The organism is Burkholderia vietnamiensis LMG 10929, assembly GCF_000959445.1.
Classification (GTDB): domain Bacteria; phylum Pseudomonadota; class Gammaproteobacteria; order Burkholderiales; family Burkholderiaceae; genus Burkholderia; species Burkholderia vietnamiensis.
The window spans coordinates 671529-688408 of sequence record NZ_CP009632.1; the positions used below are offsets into that span (position 1 = coordinate 671529).

At 61.5% G+C, this 16880-nt stretch carries 10 protein-coding genes and 2 pseudogenes; 5 read left to right on the plus strand and 7 right to left on the minus strand.

Going from position 1 to position 16880, the window contains the following annotated elements:
• Nucleotides 1-67: 67 nt before the first annotated feature.
• Together AK36_RS34835 and AK36_RS34790 are read right to left on the minus strand one after the other, a co-directional pair.
• Nucleotides 68-871 (minus strand): YadA family autotransporter adhesin, encoded by an 804-nt coding sequence (locus tag AK36_RS34835; protein WP_479686438.1) that lies wholly within the window; start codon nt 869-871, stop codon nt 68-70.
• A gap of 60 nt (nt 872-931) precedes the next feature.
• Nucleotides 932-7846, minus strand: a pseudogene (locus tag AK36_RS34790) (ESPR-type extended signal peptide-containing protein); the annotation flags it as partial.
• Between the two features lie 37 nt (nt 7847-7883).
• On the opposite strand from AK36_RS34790, the gene AK36_RS34505 reads away from it, so the two are divergent.
• A complete protein-coding gene (locus tag AK36_RS34505) occupies nt 7884-8246 on the plus strand; it encodes a hypothetical protein (protein ID WP_230948170.1) in 363 nt (120 codons plus the stop codon).
• On the opposite strand, the pseudogene AK36_RS34795 reads toward AK36_RS34505, so the two are convergent.
• The 3 genes and pseudogenes from AK36_RS34795 to AK36_RS28075 all read right to left on the minus strand — a co-directional run.
• Nucleotides 8174-9124, minus strand: a pseudogene (locus AK36_RS34795) (ESPR domain-containing protein); the annotation flags it as partial. The gene AK36_RS34505 and the pseudogene AK36_RS34795 overlap by 73 nt on opposite strands.
• A 102-nt stretch (nt 9125-9226) precedes the next feature.
• Nucleotides 9227-9700, minus strand: a complete 474-nt coding sequence (locus AK36_RS33520) for a hypothetical protein (protein WP_144410691.1) — start codon at nt 9698-9700, stop codon at nt 9227-9229.
• A gap of 44 nt (nt 9701-9744) precedes the next feature.
• Nucleotides 9745-10452, minus strand: coding sequence for an EAL domain-containing protein (locus AK36_RS28075; protein ID WP_052691595.1), 708 nt, complete (start codon nt 10450-10452; stop codon nt 9745-9747).
• A gap of 183 nt (nt 10453-10635) precedes the next feature.
• On the opposite strand from AK36_RS28075, the gene AK36_RS33525 reads away from it, so the two are divergent.
• The 4 genes from AK36_RS33525 (at nt 10636) to AK36_RS28090 (ending at nt 14380) form a co-directional block, all read left to right on the plus strand.
• Entirely contained in the window at nt 10636-10854 is a 219-nt protein-coding gene (locus AK36_RS33525) for a hypothetical protein (RefSeq protein ID WP_144410692.1), read from the plus strand.
• 100 nt (nt 10855-10954) lie between these two features.
• Complete coding sequence (locus tag AK36_RS28080) at nt 10955-11578, plus strand: recombinase family protein (protein ID WP_045579745.1); 624 nt, start codon at nt 10955-10957, stop codon at nt 11576-11578.
• A 94-nt stretch (nt 11579-11672) separates the two neighbouring features.
• Nucleotides 11673-12995 (plus strand): glycosyltransferase family protein, encoded by a 1323-nt coding sequence (locus tag AK36_RS28085; protein ID WP_224383419.1) that lies wholly within the window; start codon nt 11673-11675, stop codon nt 12993-12995.
• Complete coding sequence (locus AK36_RS28090) at nt 12968-14380, plus strand: S41 family peptidase (protein WP_052691596.1); 1413 nt, start codon at nt 12968-12970, stop codon at nt 14378-14380. Before AK36_RS28085 ends, AK36_RS28090 begins: the two co-directional genes overlap by 28 nt.
• A gap of 736 nt (nt 14381-15116) precedes the next feature.
• Here the strand turns inward: AK36_RS28090 and AK36_RS32200 are convergent.
• Together AK36_RS32200 and AK36_RS34670 are read right to left on the minus strand one after the other, a co-directional pair.
• Nucleotides 15117-15353, minus strand: a complete 237-nt coding sequence (locus AK36_RS32200) for an energy transducer TonB (protein ID WP_106919380.1) — start codon at nt 15351-15353, stop codon at nt 15117-15119.
• A gap of 284 nt (nt 15354-15637) precedes the next feature.
• Entirely contained in the window at nt 15638-16480 is an 843-nt protein-coding gene (locus AK36_RS34670) for a recombinase family protein (protein WP_080938782.1), read from the minus strand.
• Nucleotides 16481-16880 lie beyond the last annotated feature (400 nt).

The window sequence follows — 16880 nt, forward strand, 5'->3', positions numbered from 1 at the left end:
TAGCCAATTGCAATGGCAGAAGGTGCCTAGCGCGCCCGGCCCCGAAGGACCGGGCGCGTTCAGCCGATTACCACTGGTAGCCGATACCCACCCCGAAGGTCGTGCCGGAGCCGCTCAAGCTCGCCCCGCCACGCAACTTCAGGTTGTCGGTCAACCGAGCCGTGAACCCGATCGCCGCCGCGGCATACCCTTGATAACTGCCGCTACCGATACCGATCATGAACGACTTGCCCAGATCCACGTCCGGGATCATGGTCAGCGCCACCGCACCTGCCACGCCCGAGTAGGCCTTGCGGGCCACCGAGCCGATGTCGTTACGCACTGAGTTCAGCTGCGACATGTTCACGCCGTCGGTCGGGTTCACTCCCGGGGCCACGTTCGTGAGACGCCGCTCGTTGCCGGCCGAACCCAGCGACACCGTGTTGGCTTCGCTAGCCACGGAACCAGAGCCGAGCGCGACGGAGTTCGGCGCGGACGCTGTGGCGTTCTGGCCGAGCGCTACACTACCCACGCCTGTACCCAGTGCATTCGCACCGATCACCGTGGCGCCGTTGGCGGACGCATTCGCACCGTGACCGACCGCCAGGCTGTCGGTACCCGATGCGCTGGCAGCTACCCCAGCGGCCAGCGCGTTCACACCCGTCGCGCCGTCGTTGTTGTAGTTCGCCTGCTGCACGCCGTTGTCGTTCACGCCGTAGTAGTGCGTCTTGCTCGACGAAATCACCGTCGACAGCGACACAAAGCCCGTCGACGTCGAAGTCGACAGCGAAGACACCGTGCTGTTGGTCGTCGACAAGCCCGTGGAGAGCGAGCTCACACCGGTCGACAGCGAGCTGGTCGTCGTCGACGTCGAGGTCGACAGCGACGCCACCGCGCTGGTGCTGGTGCTGAACGTGGTCGACAGCGACGCAACCGTGCTGTTGGTCGTCGACAGGCCGGTGGACAGCGAGCTGATCCCGGTCGAGGTCGAGGTGGACAGCGAGGACACGTTGCTGTTGGTGGTAGACAGCCCCGTCGACAGCGAGCTGACGCCCGTGGACAGCGAACTGACCGTCGTCGAGGTCGACGTCGACAGCGAGGACACCGTGCTGTTGGTCGTCGACAGTCCCGTCGACAGCGAGCTGATGCCCGTGGACAGCGAACTGACGCTGGTCGAAGTGGACGTCGAAAGACTGCCGATCGCCTCGTTCGTCGCGTACAGCTGGCTTCCGTTGATGGCATCCGTGCTGGTTGCGCTCACCCGGCCGGCCGCCACGTTGGTGACCTGACGTTCCGCACCCGGCGCGCCGACGCTCACCACGCTCGTCGGGCTGGTGCCGGCGTAGCTGTAGGTCACGCCACCGATCGTGCCGGTTGCGGTCGGATTGGCCACCGCCGTGACCGACCCGGCACCCAGCGCCACCGCACCTGCCAGCGACGCATTCGCACCGTTGCCGATCGCTACGCTATCCGCACCCGAGGCCGAGGCATTGGTGCCCGCGGCCAGCGCGTTCAGACCCGTCGCGCCATCATTGGCGTAGTTACCTTGCTGCACGCCGTTGTCGTTCACGCTGTAGTAGTGCGTCTTGCTCGTCGACACCACCGTGCTCAACTGCGACACGTTGACTGCGTCCGTGCCCGCCGTACCGGCCGCCACGTTGTGAATCTGCGTCGGCGTGCCACCCGGGTTGAGCGTCACACTGTTGTAGTTCACTGTGCCGTCCGGGTTGGTGTCGTACTTCACCGTCTGGCTACCCAGCGTGCTGACCGTGGTCGAAACCGACGCGATACCCGTCGAGCTCGATGTGGACAGCGAGGACACGTTGCTGTTGGTGGTCGACAGACCCGTGGACAGCGATGCGACATTGCTGTTGGTCGTGGACAGACCGGTCGACAGCGAGGCCACATTGCTGTTGGTCGTGGACAGACCAGTCGACAGAGACGCCACATTGCTATTGGTGGTGGACAGGCCTGTCGAGAGCGAGCTCACACCCGTGGACAGCGAGCTGGCCGTCGTCGACGCGGAAGTCGACAGCGACGTCACCGTGCTGTTGGTGGTGGACAAGCCCGTCGAGAGCGAGCTGGCCGTCGTCGATGTCGAGGTCGACAGCGACGCCACATTGCTGTTCGTCGTGCTCAGACCCGTGGACAGCGAGCTGGCCGTCGTCGACGTCGAGGTCGACAGCGACGCCACATTGCTGTTCGTCGTCGACAGCCCAGTGGACAGCGAGCTGATGCCCGTCGAGGCCGAAGTGGACAGGCTGCCGATCGCCGTGTTGGTCGCGAACAGCTGCGAACCATTGATGGCATCGGTGCTCGTCGCACTGACCTGACCCGCGGCCAAGTTGGTGATCTGGCGTTCCGCGCCCGGCGCACCCACGCTCACCACGCTCGTCGGCGTAGCGCCTGCGAATGTGTAGGCCGTGCCGCCAATCGTGGTACCCGCCGTCGGCACCGGTGCCGCCGTGACGGAGCCCGAACCCAGCGCCACGTCGTTGGCGTTGGTTGCCACCGCGCTTTGTCCCAGTGCCACGGCCCCGGCTTGACCAGCCACCGAGGTATTGCCCAGTGCCACTGCCCCATCGCCATTGGCCTGGTTCAGGTTACCAACCGCCACTGCACCGTTGCCCAACGCCCTGTTGTTGGCACCTGCCGCGAACGCACCCGTTCCGACTGCCACGTTCGGGTCACCGATGGCCACCGCACCGTCGCCGCTCGCGGTGTTGCCCACCCCGATCGACACGGCCTTGCCACCCATCGCGGTCGCATTGTTGCCGACAGCAACGGCGCCACCAGAACTGGCGTACGCGCCATCGCCGACTGCAACGCTGCTGGTACCGGACGCCGAGGCGTTGGTTCCCGCAGCCAGCGCGTTGACACCGGTGGCGCCATCGTTGTTGTAGTTCGCTTGCTGCACGCCGTTGTCGTTGACGCTGTAGTAATGCGTCTTGTTGGCTGCTACCACCGTGCTCAGTTGCGACACGTTGACGGCGTCCGTAGCGGCGGTGCCTGCTTCGACGTTGTGGATCTGCGCAGCGGTCCCACCCGGGTTGAGCGTCACGCTGTTGTAGTTCACCGTGCCGTCGGGGTTCTTGTCGTACTTAACCGCCTCATTCGACAGCGTTGACAGACCCGTCGAGAGTGAGCTCACGCCGGTCGACAGCGAGCTAGCCGTGGTCGACGTGGAGGTCGACAGTGACGCCACATTGCTGTTCGTCGTCGAGAGGCCCGTCGAGAGCGAACTCACGCCGGTCGACAGCGAGCTGGCCGTCGTCGACGTGGAAGTCGACAGCGACGCAACGTTGCTGTTTGTCGTCGAGAGGCCCGTCGAGAGCGAACTCACCCCAGTCGACAGCGAGCTGGCCGTCGTCGACGTGGAGGTCGACAGCGACGCCACATTGCTGTTCGTCGTGGAGAGGCCCGTCGAGAGCGAGCTCACGCCAGTCGACAGCGAGCTAGCCGTGGTCGACGTCGAGGTCGACAGTGACGCGACATTGCTGTTCGTCGTCGAGAGGCCCGTGGAGAGCGAACTCACCCCAGTCGACAGCGAGCTGGCCGTCGTCGACGTGGAAGTCGACAGCGACGCCACATTGCTGTTCGTCGTGGAGAGGCCCGTCGAGAGCGAGCTCACGCCGGTCGACAGCGAGCTGGCCGTGGTCGACGTCGAGGTCGACAGCGACGCCACATTGCTGTTCGTCGTGGAGAGGCCCGTCGAGAGCGAGCTCACGCCAGTCGACAGCGAGCTAGCCGTGGTCGACGTCGAGGTCGACAGTGACGCGACATTGCTGTTCGTCGTCGAGAGACCCGTGGAGAGCGAACTCACCCCAGTCGACAGCGAGCTGGCCGTCGTCGACGTGGAAGTCGACAGCGACGCCACATTGCTGTTCGTCGTGGAGAGGCCCGTCGAGAGCGAGCTCACGCCGGTCGACAACGAGCTGGCCGTCGTCGACGTCGAGGTCGACAGCGACGCGACATTGCTGTTCGTCGTGGAGAGGCCCGTCGAGAGCGAGCTCACGCCGGTCGACAGCGAGCTGGCCGTCGTCGACGTCGAGGTCGACAGCGACGCCACATTGCTGTTCGTCGTGGAGAGGCCCGTCGAGAGCGAGCTCACGCCGGTCGACAGCGAGCTAGCCGTCGTCGACGTCGAGGTCGACAGCGAGGCGACGTTGCTGTTCGTCGTCGAGAGGCCCGTGGAGAGCGAACTCACGCCGGTCGACAGCGAGCTGGCCGTCGTCGACGTCGAGGTCGACAACGACGCCACGTTGCTGTTTGTCGTGGAGAGGCCCGTGGAGAGCGAACTCACGCCGGTCGACAGCGAGCTGGCCGTCGTCGACGTGGAAGTCGACAGCGACGCCACATTGCTGTTCGTCGTGGAGAGGCCCGTGGAGAGCGAGCTCACGCCGGTCGACAGCGAGCTGGCCGTCGTCGACGTCGAGGTCGACAGCGACGCAACGTTGCTGTTTGTCGTGGAGAGGCCCGTCGAGAGCGAGCTCACGCCGGTCGACAGCGAGCTGGCCGTCGTCGACGTCGAGGTCGACAGCGATGCAATACCACTAGTGAGCGTGCTGGTTCCCGTCGACAGCGACGCGACCGTGCTGTTGGTGGTTGACAAGCCGGTCGACAGCGAACTGATCCCCGTAGAGGTCGAGGTAGACAGGCTACCGACCGCCTGGTCCGTCGCGAACAGCTGGCTGCCATTGACCGCATCGGTACTCGTCGCGCTCAGCTGACCCGCTGCCACGTTGGTGATTTGACGCTCCGCGCCCGGCGCACCCACGCTGACCACGCTCGTCGGTGCGGTGCCAGCAACCGCATATGACTGACCCGCGATCGTCGCGCTACTCACAGGGTTTGCCACACCAGTGACCGAGCCGGAACCCAATGCGACGTCATTGGTATTGGTCGCTACTGCGCCCTGACCCAATGCCACCGCGCCAGCCTGCGCCGCGGTCGAGGTGTTGCCCAGCGCCACCGATCCGTTGCCATTCGCCGTATTCTGGAAGCCCAGTGCCACTGCGCCGCTTCCGTTTGCCGTGCCGTTCACACCCAGAGCAATCGCCCCTGCGCCGATAGCGACGTTCGGGTCGCCGATGGCCACTGCCCCATCGCCGCTTGCAGTATTGCCCACGCCGATCGATACCGCCTTGCCACCGGTAGCCACCGCGCTATTGCCCACCGCCACGGCGCCATCGGAGCTGGCCGTTGCGCCAGCGCCCACCGCGACGCTGTTCGCGCCCGAACCTACTGAATTGATACCTGCTGCGAGTGCGCCTACGCCCGTCGCGCCGTCATTGGCGTAGTTGCCTTGCTGCACGCCGTTGTCGTTCACGCTGTAGTAGTGCGTCTTGCTCGTCGACACCACCGTGCTCAGCTGCGACACGTTGACCGCATCCGTGCCCGCCGTACCCGCCGCCACGTTGTGAATCTGCGTCGACGTGCCACCCGGGTTGAGCGTCACGCTGTTGTAGTTCACCGTGCCATCGGGGTTCTTGTCGTACTTAACCGCCTCATTCGACAACGTTGACAGGCCCGTCGAGAGCGAACTCACCCCAGTCGACAGCGAGCTGGCCGTCGTCGACGTCGAGGTCGACAGCGACGCCACATTGCTGTTCGTCGTGGAGAGGCCCGTCGAGAGCGAGCTCACGCCGGTCGACAGCGAGCTGGCCGTCGTCGACGTCGAGGTCGACAACGACGCAACGTTGCTGTTCGTCGTGGAGAGGCCCGTCGAGAGCGAGCTCACGCCAGTCGACAGCGAGCTGGCCGTGGTCGACGTGGAGGTCGACAGCGACGCCACATTGCTGTTCGTCGTCGAGAGGCCCGTGGAGAGCGAACTCACGCCGGTCGACAGCGAGCTGGCCGTCGTCGACGTCGAGGTCGACAACGACGCCACGTTGCTGTTTGTCGTGGAGAGGCCCGTGGAGAGCGAACTCACGCCGGTCGACAGCGAGCTGGCCGTCGTCGACGTGGAAGTCGACAGCGACGCCACATTGCTGTTCGTCGTGGAGAGGCCCGTGGAGAGCGAGCTCACGCCGGTCGACAGCGAGCTGGCCGTCGTCGACGTCGAGGTCGACAGCGACGCAACGTTGCTGTTTGTCGTGGAGAGGCCCGTCGAGAGCGAGCTCACGCCGGTCGACAGCGAGCTGGCCGTCGTCGACGTCGAGGTCGACAGCGATGCAATACCACTAGTGAGCGTGCTGGTTCCCGTCGACAGCGACGCGACCGTGCTGTTGGTGGTTGACAAGCCGGTCGACAGCGAACTGATCCCCGTAGAGGTCGAGGTAGACAGGCTACCGACCGCCTGGTCCGTCGCGAACAGCTGGCTGCCATTGACCGCATCGGTACTCGTCGCGCTCAGCTGACCCGCTGCCACGTTGGTGATTTGACGCTCCGCGCCCGGCGCACCCACGCTGACCACGCTCGTCGGTGCGGTGCCAGCAACCGCATATGACTGACCCGCGATCGTCGCGCTACTCACAGGGTTTGCCACACCAGTGACCGAGCCGGAACCCAATGCGACGTCATTGGTATTGGTCGCTACTGCGCCCTGACCCAATGCCACCGCGCCAGCCTGCGCCGCGGTCGAGGTGTTGCCCAGCGCCACCGATCCGTTGCCATTCGCCGTATTCTGGAAGCCCAGTGCCACTGCGCCGCTTCCGTTTGCCGTGCCGTTCACACCCAGAGCAATCGCCCCTGCGCCGATAGCGACGTTCGGGTCGCCGATGGCCACTGCCCCATCGCCGCTTGCAGTATTGCCCACGCCGATCGATACCGCCTTGCCACCGGTAGCCACCGCGCTATTGCCCACCGCCACGGCGCCATCGGAGCTGGCCGTTGCGCCAGCGCCCACCGCGACGCTGTTCGCGCCCGAACCTACTGAATTGATACCTGCTGCGAGTGCGCCTACGCCCGTCGCGCCGTCATTGGCGTAGTTGCCTTGCTGCACGCCGTTGTCGTTCACGCTGTAGTAGTGCGTCTTGCTCGTCGACACCACCGTGCTCAGCTGCGACACGTTGACCGCATCCGTGCCCGCCGTACCCGCCGCCACGTTGTGAATCTGCGTCGACGTGCCACCCGGGTTGAGCGTCACGCTGTTGTAGTTCACCGTGCCATCGGCGTTCTTGTCGTACTTAACCGCCTCATTCGACAACGTTGACAGGCCCGTCGAGAGCGAGCTCACGCCCGTGGACAGCGAGCTGGCCGTCGTCGACGCAGAAGTCGACAGCGACACCACATTGCTGTTCGTCGTGGAGAGGCCCGTCGCGAGGGAACTGATCCCAGTAGATACCGACGTTGACATGCTGCCAATCGCCTGGTTTGTCGCGTAAAGCTGGCTTCCGTTAACGGCGTCCGTGCTTGTGACGCTCAATTGACCCGCCGCCACATTCGTGATTTGGCGCTCGTTGCCCAGTGAGCCGACGCTCACAACGCTCGTCGGGGTTGCCCCGGCAAAACTGTATGCCGTTCCTCCAATGGTGGTGCCCGATGTCGGGTTTGCAATTGCCGTCGCTGAATTCGTGCCCAGAGCGATGTCATTTGCATGGCTTGCCGTGGCCCCAGAACCGACTGCAACGCCTCCAAACGATGTGGCTGTCGAGGCATTGCCGATCGCAATGCTTTGTGCGCCAGTTCCACTCGCTCCGTTGCCTAGAGCAACAGAGCTCGCCCCGGCCGCGATCGCATTCGTCCCTGCAGCCATTGCATTGAGCCCAGATGCACCGTCATTGCCGTAGTTCCCCTGTTGGACACCGTTGTCGTTGACGCTGTAGTAACGCGTCTTGCTCGTCGATACTACTGTGCTCAGTTGCGACACGTTGACCGCGTCCGTGCCCGCCGTACCCGCCCCAACGTTATGGATTTGCGCGCTTGTCCCACCCGGGTTGAGCGTCACACTGTTGTAGTTCACCGTGCCATCAACGTTCTTGTCGTATTTGACGGCCTCACTCGACAGCGTGCTGACGCCGCTCGAAAGCGACGCAACATTGCTATTAACAGTACTCAAGCCCGTGGATAACGAACTGAGGCCAGTCGAGACGGATGCCACATTACTATTGGTGGTGCTCAAACCCGTGGACAACGAACTCATACCGGTCGACAGCCAACTCGCGGTTGTGGATGTCGATGTCGACAGGGACGCGACCGCGCTGGTGCTTGTGCTAAACGTGGTCGACAGGTTCTCGATGGCAGAGTTGGTGGCAAACAGCTGCGAACCGTTGATGGCGTCTGTACTCGCGGCGCTGACCCGACCCGCGGCAACGTTGGTGATCTGACGTTCCATACCCGGTGCGCCGACGCTCACCACGCTTGTCGGTCCGGCACCGGCAAACGCGTAGGGTATACCGCCGATAGTAGTACCGGCTGTCGGATTCGGCACGGCCGTGATCGAGCTAGCCCCGAGCGCGACGTCGTTGGCATTGATCGCGACCGCGCGCGGTCCAATAGCAACGCTGGCAGCGCCGACCGCTTGCGTTGCCGTGCCTAGGGCAATCGACCACGCTCCACTCGCCACTGTCGCAGCGGTGGCTGCTCCGTCCGATATCGCGGTCTGCGCTGACCCAATGGCGATCGAGTCCAGCCCCGCGAGGCCGTTCATAGTCGCGGTGCTGCCAATGCGCATTGAGAAAGTTCCACCCGAGATATCGGCGAGGCCGATTTGACCTCCGTTGACATATAACGAGCCCCCAAGGCTCAGGTTTGATGCCCAAGGTGGTGAACCATTGAGGTGGGTGCCATAGAAGGTTGAGTGCGTAGTCTGAGTCGATAGGTTGGCGTTGCACTCCGATTGTGTGACCTGCGACTGATAAGTGACTGCGCTGCCATCAAAAATTAAGGCGCAGGTCGGGTCGGTACCGTTGTTGACAAACAGCTGCGCGTTCGCAGACGACATCAAGCCAAAGCTCCCCAGCATAAGAGCGAATGGCATAGCAATCGCACGCTTTCCGAGAAACTGGTTATGCCGCGCTCCTCCAATCTCAAAAGTCCCGTAAGACGCTTCATATCCCACCGCACTTGAAGCGCCTCCAAGGCGCGCATCTTGAACGCGGGTTGATTCACCACTCCGACCTTTACCATGTGACTTGTCGTTTTCCGATGTAGCGACAAAGGCGCCCAGCGCCTTATTCCATATGGTTCGATAGACCTTATTCATATGCCACCCATTCTCCAGGTACGAACTTGTCCAGCCCTCCAAAACATTTTGGAGTGCTTATCACTAAGCAGTGTTTCCGAGATGATTGAACTCGGATCGTGCCTAACCCAGACCTAACCAGCGACGCAACTCATCTCCGTGCTCCCTCCCCAGCACTCGCAATGATTTGGTAAGTTCTCGAACTTGGTTTTCGATTGTCTGATCATCGGAATGGCCACTTGACTCCGGTTCTCTTAGGGGCACATGGCTATTCCCACTCCCTGTTCCTGGCAGACACTCTTCCATTCCGACGCCGATAGCAGACGCGGTGCCATAGAATCCCTGCGCCAATCCGGCGTCATATGCCTGCGTCGCCTGCGACACCCATTCAGGCAGGTGGAGGGCCACCAGCAGGTGCGCGCACCGACGCAGCCCTTCCAGCCAGTCTTCAGCGCGGTCCATACTCGGCGCGGACTCGCCGCACCGTCCCAAGCAGTCCGACAACGCCTGCAGCACGGCGCCGCCGGCCTCACCCGCCAGATTCAGCTCCTTGCCAGGTATCGGTTTCCATTTGGTTGGTCTTGCCATCGCGCTCATTCCGTGTGTTTTCGTTCTGCTGCTTCCGGACGGGCTTTCCCTCGCTAGGGCGCGCCCGGCTCGTCTCGCGCGGGCTGCACCCAAGGCGCCCCGGCGCGCGCGGCCACGCTCAGGTCCTGCGGCCCTCTCACCCCCGTCAGCACCACCGCTTCTGTGGCGACATCCGATGCCAGGCGAATCAACCGGCTCAATTGCTCCAGCCCCGCGTCCGCCTGCCGTGCCTCAGTCAACAGCGATGGGTCAAACTTCACAATGTCTGGATGACCGATCGCAATGTCGGCACGCATCCCGTACGCGACGCCGTACCCGTCGATTGCGATCCGGCAACCGGCGCGCCGGATGAACTGCACAAACTCGCGCGAGACGTGTGACGTTTCCGGGACCTCGACGATCAGCCGTTTCGCCACATCCGTCTCGACCTCCAATTCCAGGAGCGCCGCAGTCCAGGCCGAGTCAAATCCGTCGCATTGAAAATTCACGCCCACGATCTCGTCCGGGTGATCCCTTAAAAACTGGATTACCCGTCGCAACACGTAGCGTTCAAATGTCGAAACCAGATTCAGACGCGTCAGCGCAGGGAGCAGAGCAGAGGCGGCCCGCCATTGACCATCGGCGACGGGAATGCGCGCGAGGCATTCGCGATACAGCACATCGTTCGGATCGTCAGCGCGATGGATTCGCGAAAAATGCAGTTGGATACGATGCGTGCGCATCGCATCCCATATCTGCTCCGCCACCCTCATGTCGGTCATCGCCGAACCCCTGTCGGTAAGGACTTCTCGTTAGCTCTACGATTGCGCAAGGCCTGCTTTGAATGCGCTCCCGCGGGGGCTGGAGATCCGTGCCGGAAAAAGGGTCGTTTGTTGCAGAGTTACAAAAAATCACGATTTGTCCCTGCGGAGGCCCGCCGGACAAGGGGTTGTCGACTGAAAGCATTGAAAGACAAAAACGACCGTTTATGTCCAGTAGAATTTGGCCGTGATTCAAACAGTTTTACGATCCTTAACAGTCGCCTGCTTTGGATCAAACTTTTCCGCTGCTTCGCCGATGATGGAGCATGCAACGCGTTGCACGTTGCGGGCGTGCAGGCCGCAATTGATATCCGTTTGATCTGGCCTTCCAGTCATACGTTGCCATGGTTTAAACGAGAATGATTTACGTGTCTGAGTTTTTTGTTGTCCTTATTTATTCATACGGAATTGCTCGCTTTGTATTTGTCACAAGCTTCAATCTCAGCCGTCTGGAATCCTTGTCATGAAGGTCGGATATGCTCGTGTGTCGACCGATGAACAAGATCTGGCGCTCCAGATTGATGCGCTGCACGATGCGCGATGCGATGCCTTGTTCACCGACCAGGGCGTCTCTGGCGCCGTATTCGACCGGCCCGGACTCGACTCCGCGCTCGCCACGCTTCAGCCCGGTGACGCACTTGTCGTCTGGCGGCTTGATCGACTCGGTCGATCGCTCAGCAAGCTCGTCGAACTGATCGAGCGGCTCAACAAACGCGGCGTGGAGTTCATCTCCTTGATGGAATCCATCAATACGCAGTCGTCGGGGGGCGTGCTGGTGTTTCACGTGCTCGCCGCACTGGCCGAGTTCGAGAAGCGCCTCATCAGCGAACGCACGCGCGCGGGACTTGCTGCGGCGCGCGCGCGCGGGCAACGCCTCGGGCGTCGGCACTCACTCGACCCAGGGCAGCGCCAGCGTGCGCTGGAGATGCTCCAGACCTGCTCGTTGACCGAAGTCGCACGCGAATTCGACGTTCATACCCGCACGCTCAAGCGCCTCGTCCAGGAACACACTGCCTCAACCGAGTCAGCTGAACCAATCGCGCCCATCGATCCGAGCGGTGAGACCGGGGGAGATCGAGAATCCTGAACTGACTCGATGTCTCCCGGTTTTCTTCTTTTTCTCTTAGATCATGCCGACTTGTTTCGTCCTGAGCTTTCTCGCCGAGCATTCACCTACGAGCGTGGCCAACCATCGGGCCTATGCAGACTCGCGAGGCTATCCCCACTATGTGGTCGACGCGTGTGATGGGCCACGCGGCCCTCAAGCCCTGGCCCTGCACAAGTACCAGACACTGCTCGACCGACTCCATGTCTGCGCGAACGACGACGTCGTCCTGCTCTTGACCGAGAGCGCCTTGATCGTCGGGGACTATCCAATCGAACCGCTCGTCGCCGGACGCGATGAATTGCTGGTGCGCACCACCGAGACGCTGCCGCAGGTCAACCTCCAGATCTGGCGCAATGGCGCTGCGTCACGCGAGCGGCTCGCACGGGTCGTGGCGCGTTGCCGGTTAGGTGGCGAGCCATTTCCGGGCGAACCCGCGCTGTTCGCCGATGCCGCCGCTCACGACTGGTATCAGCCGCTGGCGAACATCTGCGTGGTGATGAATTCCAGTCCAAACGTCGATCCCGCCTGGGCGCGTACGCCTACTTTGGCGATCAGCCTTGGCACCGCCGAGCAATCGCCGCCCGAGCTGCTCGCCGTGCCTCGATTTCGGCGCGTGCTGGCCGAACACATTCAGTCCTGCCGGACCACGGGCCGACCGTTTTTTCATTTCGAGCCGCCTGCCCAGCCGGATCCCGACGAGCGTTCAACTTACGACGCGGGCCAGCCGATCGCACTCGTCACGCTCTATACCCCCGAGATAGCCCGCTACGGAGCCATCGCCGAGCACAATCTCCGACAGTACTGTGCCCGACACGGTTACACGCTCTATGTGCACCGAGGGATGCCCCAAGAAGTGGGGCTGAGCGGCACCGGCAACTGGATCAAACCGTGGTTGCTGCACGCTTATCTGCAACACCACTCATGGGTGGTTTGGGTCGACGCCGACGTGTTGATTCACGCCCCCGCCCAACGGCTCGAGCCGCTGCTGGCGGACCGCACCGTGCTGCTCGCGCGCGACATCGGCCAATGGCCCTTCAACTCTGGCGTGATGGGCTTCGCGCAGATTCCAGCGAACCTTGAATTGCTCGCATTGCTCATGCAGCGAATCGCCAGTCTGGCCGATCGCTCCTCTGTCTATGCGGGCAATGGCGACCAGCACTACTTTATTCAGACCATGCGCGAGCTCGGCCTGCTCGATGAAACCGCAATCCTCAGCCCACGCATTCTGAACACGCCCTGGTTCTTCGCCGAGCCCGATTCCTTTCTTGTCCATTACTATGGGATGTGGCCGGAAATGCGCACACTCATGATGGATTACGACGAGCGGCGCCGCCTCGCGGCGCAGCCGGTTCGGATTGGATCATTGCCATGCGCGCCTTCGTTGCCTTCCTGCTAATCACGGCCGCCGGGTTGGCACGGGCCGATGGCCTGCCAGCCGACGTGCGCCGCTCCCTCGAACAAGCGTTCAATCTCATCAAGCAGGACTATGCCGGACGCGTGGACGACGCGACTTTGATGACAGCGGCCATCAAGGGCATGGTGGCTGATCTGGACCCGCACTCTCAGTTCTTCGAGCGCGCTGAGTTCGCGAAGCTGCAGGAGCATCTGAATGGCGGCTTTGCCGGCGTCGGGCTGCAAGTCGGGTTGAGCGACGGCGCGCTGCGCGTGGCAGCCCCCGTCGACGAATCACCGGCCGCCCATGCCGGCATTCAAGCCGGTGACCTCGTCACCCGCATTGACGACGTGCCCACGCCGGGGCTGACGCTCGAGAACGCGGTCAAGCATCTGCGCGGCGAGCCGGGCACCCGCGTGAGACTCGCGCTCATGCGGCCGAGCGAGGACCGGTCGTGGACCGTCGTCCTGACACGCGCGTTCATCCGCACGCCCAGTGTGACGATGGCACGCCCCGCCCCCGGGTATGGCTATGTCCGCATCAGCAGCTTCGGCGAGCAGACTGTCCCGGAACTCGCCGACCGGTTACGGACGCTAGCCATTGCCGAACCTCGTCTCCGAGGACTGGTCCTCGATCTGCGCGACAACGGCGGGGGCGTGCTGCAGGACGCGGTGGGCGTAGCCAGCGCCTTTGTGCCAGAGAACACCCTCGTGGCGACCGTGGTGGATCGCAATCCAGAAAAGTCGCACGCGTACCGCACCACTTATGCCGACTATCGTCGCCCGGCGTACGCGGCTGATCCGCTGGCCGGCATTGCGCCGCGCTTCAAGACCGTGCCGCTTGTCGTACTGACCAACGCGCAGTCACAGTCGGTCACGGAAGTCTTCGCCGCGGCACTGCAGGATACAAAGCGTGCCGTCGTGATGGGACAACCTACCTTCGGCAAGGGGACCATTCAGGTCACCGGCGGGTTATCCGACGGCGCCGGCCTGATGTTGACCGTTGCGCGCTATTACACCCCGACGGGTCGATCGATCCAGAATCGCGGGGTGATACCGGACATCGTGGTCGACGAACATCGATCCGGATCCCCCATCGGCCTTCCGCCACTGCGTGAGGTCGACCTGGCCAATCGGCTCCCCAATCCACTGGATCCCGACGACGACGCGTCTCGGGCAGCGCACGAACGCGAGGTGGTGGCGCAATTGCGCGCTATCGAGACGCAGCGCACGCGAGGAACGCGGATCGGCAACCAAGCCGACGCTCCCGCGCGCAATAGCAAATCAGGAGATGCCCTGCTCCGGCAAGCGCTGAACTGGCTGAGACGAAACGCAGCCATGCAGGCAGCGGATCAGTCGGTTATGGTGACGCCCCGAGCTATCGAGTAGAGCAAAGGTCTTGATCTGAGCAGAAAATGGTCGGCCCTAAACGCATTTCTGATGGAGGTTGCTTCGATGTGACTGAATGTCCCCAGCGTTGCACTCGCGGAGTGTCGTGAACAATGGCTGAAGTCAGCCGAGTTACAGCACGAACGCGATCTGCAGGCCTCCCTGCTGCAGGCGAGCTAAGCTCGGCGCCTGCAGCGAGACGCCGCACAAAAGATCACCACAATGCACGGCCCGACCGGCATCTCCAATGAGGGCTCCGACGAGGCTTCTGTCGCATTGTCACCAGGTTCGGCGTTCCAAAACTTCGACACAAGCCGACTACATAACTCCGGATGCAGCGGCTTTTGACCAATTTGCCCAAGTCGACCAGTTGATCTAGTTCGTCGCCCGACGGTGAAAAGGGTCGCGCAACCTGTACGTATTGGTTTGCTCGCAGGAAACTCGCTGTGATGTTGTGGTGCGGCGCGTGACACGCCGAGGCATCGAGTACGGGCTAGGAGCTGGCCGTCGCATGAGCCATTGAGCAGCGCTTGAACCACGAAGCCCACGCACAGTATTGGGCCGCGTCGCGCAGCCGCACCACCGAGCGAGGGCGACCATGCGGCCCATCCACGCAGTCCGGAACAACAACGCGTCGCTGACTTGCCGCCGGATTAGCAGCGTGCGCGAACGGAGTCTGTTCTTATGCCTTTGAACGTCGCACCCCGTCACTCGTCCACCGAATGCCCAGACCTCGTCAGTCAACGGGATAGGCAACCTCTTGCCACCGTCGCACCGCTCGCTTGCCTGTGCGCGTGACCCCATAGCGCTGCTCACGCAGTGCATCCAGCGCTCGGGCGTCCAATTCCGAATCTCCGCAGCTATGCTTAAGCACGACGTCCTGCACGTGTCCACGCTCATCGAGTAGTACGCGCGCAATAACTCGACGTCGACCGCAATCTTGTGCGCCAGCCTGACGCAACAGTCTATCCATCAAACCCAATGAGATCCTCCAATTGCCAATGTCGTGGTTGCACACGATAACGACGGTTACCGCGCTTTATGACAATCAACATACGATAAAGCGTAATGTCGCGACAGCCAATTTTCCACGACGCGCTCCATTCTTTCTATCGACGACTAACCGCCTCGACGATTGTTGTGCGGATTCACTGCCATCTCGACAGATGAGCCATTTAAAACACCAACACCTCTATTTACATATAAAATATTAATTTTTACAATTTCAAAATAACATATCAAATATTGATAAACACCCTAAGGGCGACCGAGTTTCGATGCCACGCAGTTGGCGGCCATACGCACAGTCACACCTGAAAGCGGCTTCTTCGCTGCCCCATCGCGGACGGCATGATTTTTTGCGCCGATTCGCCTCGATAAAAACAGCATACTCCCCAGTGGAATCAACATGCCAGTGCATTCCATGCAAATCATATTATTTATCTGGAGTCCATTGTACAATTCGAGTCTATCGGACTGCATACATTTCATCTGATTGACATGTCTATCGAGCTTCTGTTCCTCGGGCGCCTCCGAACCCCGCTCTTGCGCTTCGCCAATTTTGAGAGATCGTGAAAGCGTCCTAGGATGCACCTGGAGGCTTCTCGCAACAACAGATTCCGAATGTGCAGCAAGCAGCTCACGTGCGTGCCAAATCTCATTATTTTGCAAAGCCTTTGGGCGCCCGAGCCGACTGCCCCGTCGGCGGGCCGCCTCTAATCCGGCTCGGGTACGTTCACTGATAAGTGCGCGTTCAAACTCAGCCAGCGCTGCAATCATATGGAACGTAAATCGGCCCGTTGAAGACTCGGTATCGATCAACTCAGTTAAAGAGACAAATCTGATGCCAGACCGATTTAAATCACTCATTACCGAAATCAAGTCACGAATGGACCGCCCCAAACGGTCGAGCTTCCACACAACCAACGTATCACCGGCCTTCAACACACGAAGCGCCTCGGCAAGTCCAGGACGATTTATCTTCGCACCGGAAATTCCCTGATCAGAATAGATAGATTCACACCCAGATCCCCTTAGAGCATCGATTTGGAGATCAAGGTTTTGCTCCTCTGTCGATACACGAGCGTAGCCAATTCTCATTCTGAGACTCGCACCTTTCCCATGCCACCAATGTCAGCACCCCGAGCCTCAGTGGCTCGCCGTTTAAGCGATTATTCGCCAAACATCCAGGAATTACTTGTAAACAAGATTACTTCTATTTCTGCGCAATAATTTAACACATTGATCCATTCTGGCAAAAACTGGATGGGGAATATTTTGAGGATTTGACAGTCTTTTACGTTTCGACGCTTTCACAACCCAATACGTTAGTAACCGGCATGATATAGCCGGTGCCTCTGTCATCTTCCGCCATATAGGAGCCACCGGGCTTCCGGCATAAAGGAGCCGGGACGTTTTCGGCATAAAGGAGCCACTTCGTTTCCGGCATATAGGAGCCAGCCGATTTTCGGCATATAGGAGCCAGGGGCGGTACCGAGCA

What these genes read in the sequence shown, in the direction of transcription:
- AK36_RS33520 (WP_144410691.1), bottom strand. Translation starts at nt 9,700, where the DNA reads ATGAGCGCGATGGCAAGACCAACCAAATGGAAACCGATACCTGGCAAG.
- AK36_RS28075 (WP_052691595.1), bottom strand. Translation starts at nt 10,452, where the DNA reads ATGACCGACATGAGGGTGGCGGAGCAGATATGGGATGCGATGCGCACG.
- AK36_RS28080 (WP_045579745.1), top strand. Translation starts at nt 10,955, where the DNA reads ATGAAGGTCGGATATGCTCGTGTGTCGACCGATGAACAAGATCTGGCG.
- AK36_RS28090 (WP_052691596.1), top strand. Translation starts at nt 12,968, where the DNA reads ATGCGCGCCTTCGTTGCCTTCCTGCTAATCACGGCCGCCGGGTTGGCA.
- AK36_RS32200 (WP_106919380.1), bottom strand. Translation starts at nt 15,353, where the DNA reads ATGGATAGACTGTTGCGTCAGGCTGGCGCACAAGATTGCGGTCGACGT.
- AK36_RS34670 (WP_080938782.1), bottom strand. Translation starts at nt 16,480, where the DNA reads ATGAGAATTGGCTACGCTCGTGTATCGACAGAGGAGCAAAACCTTGAT.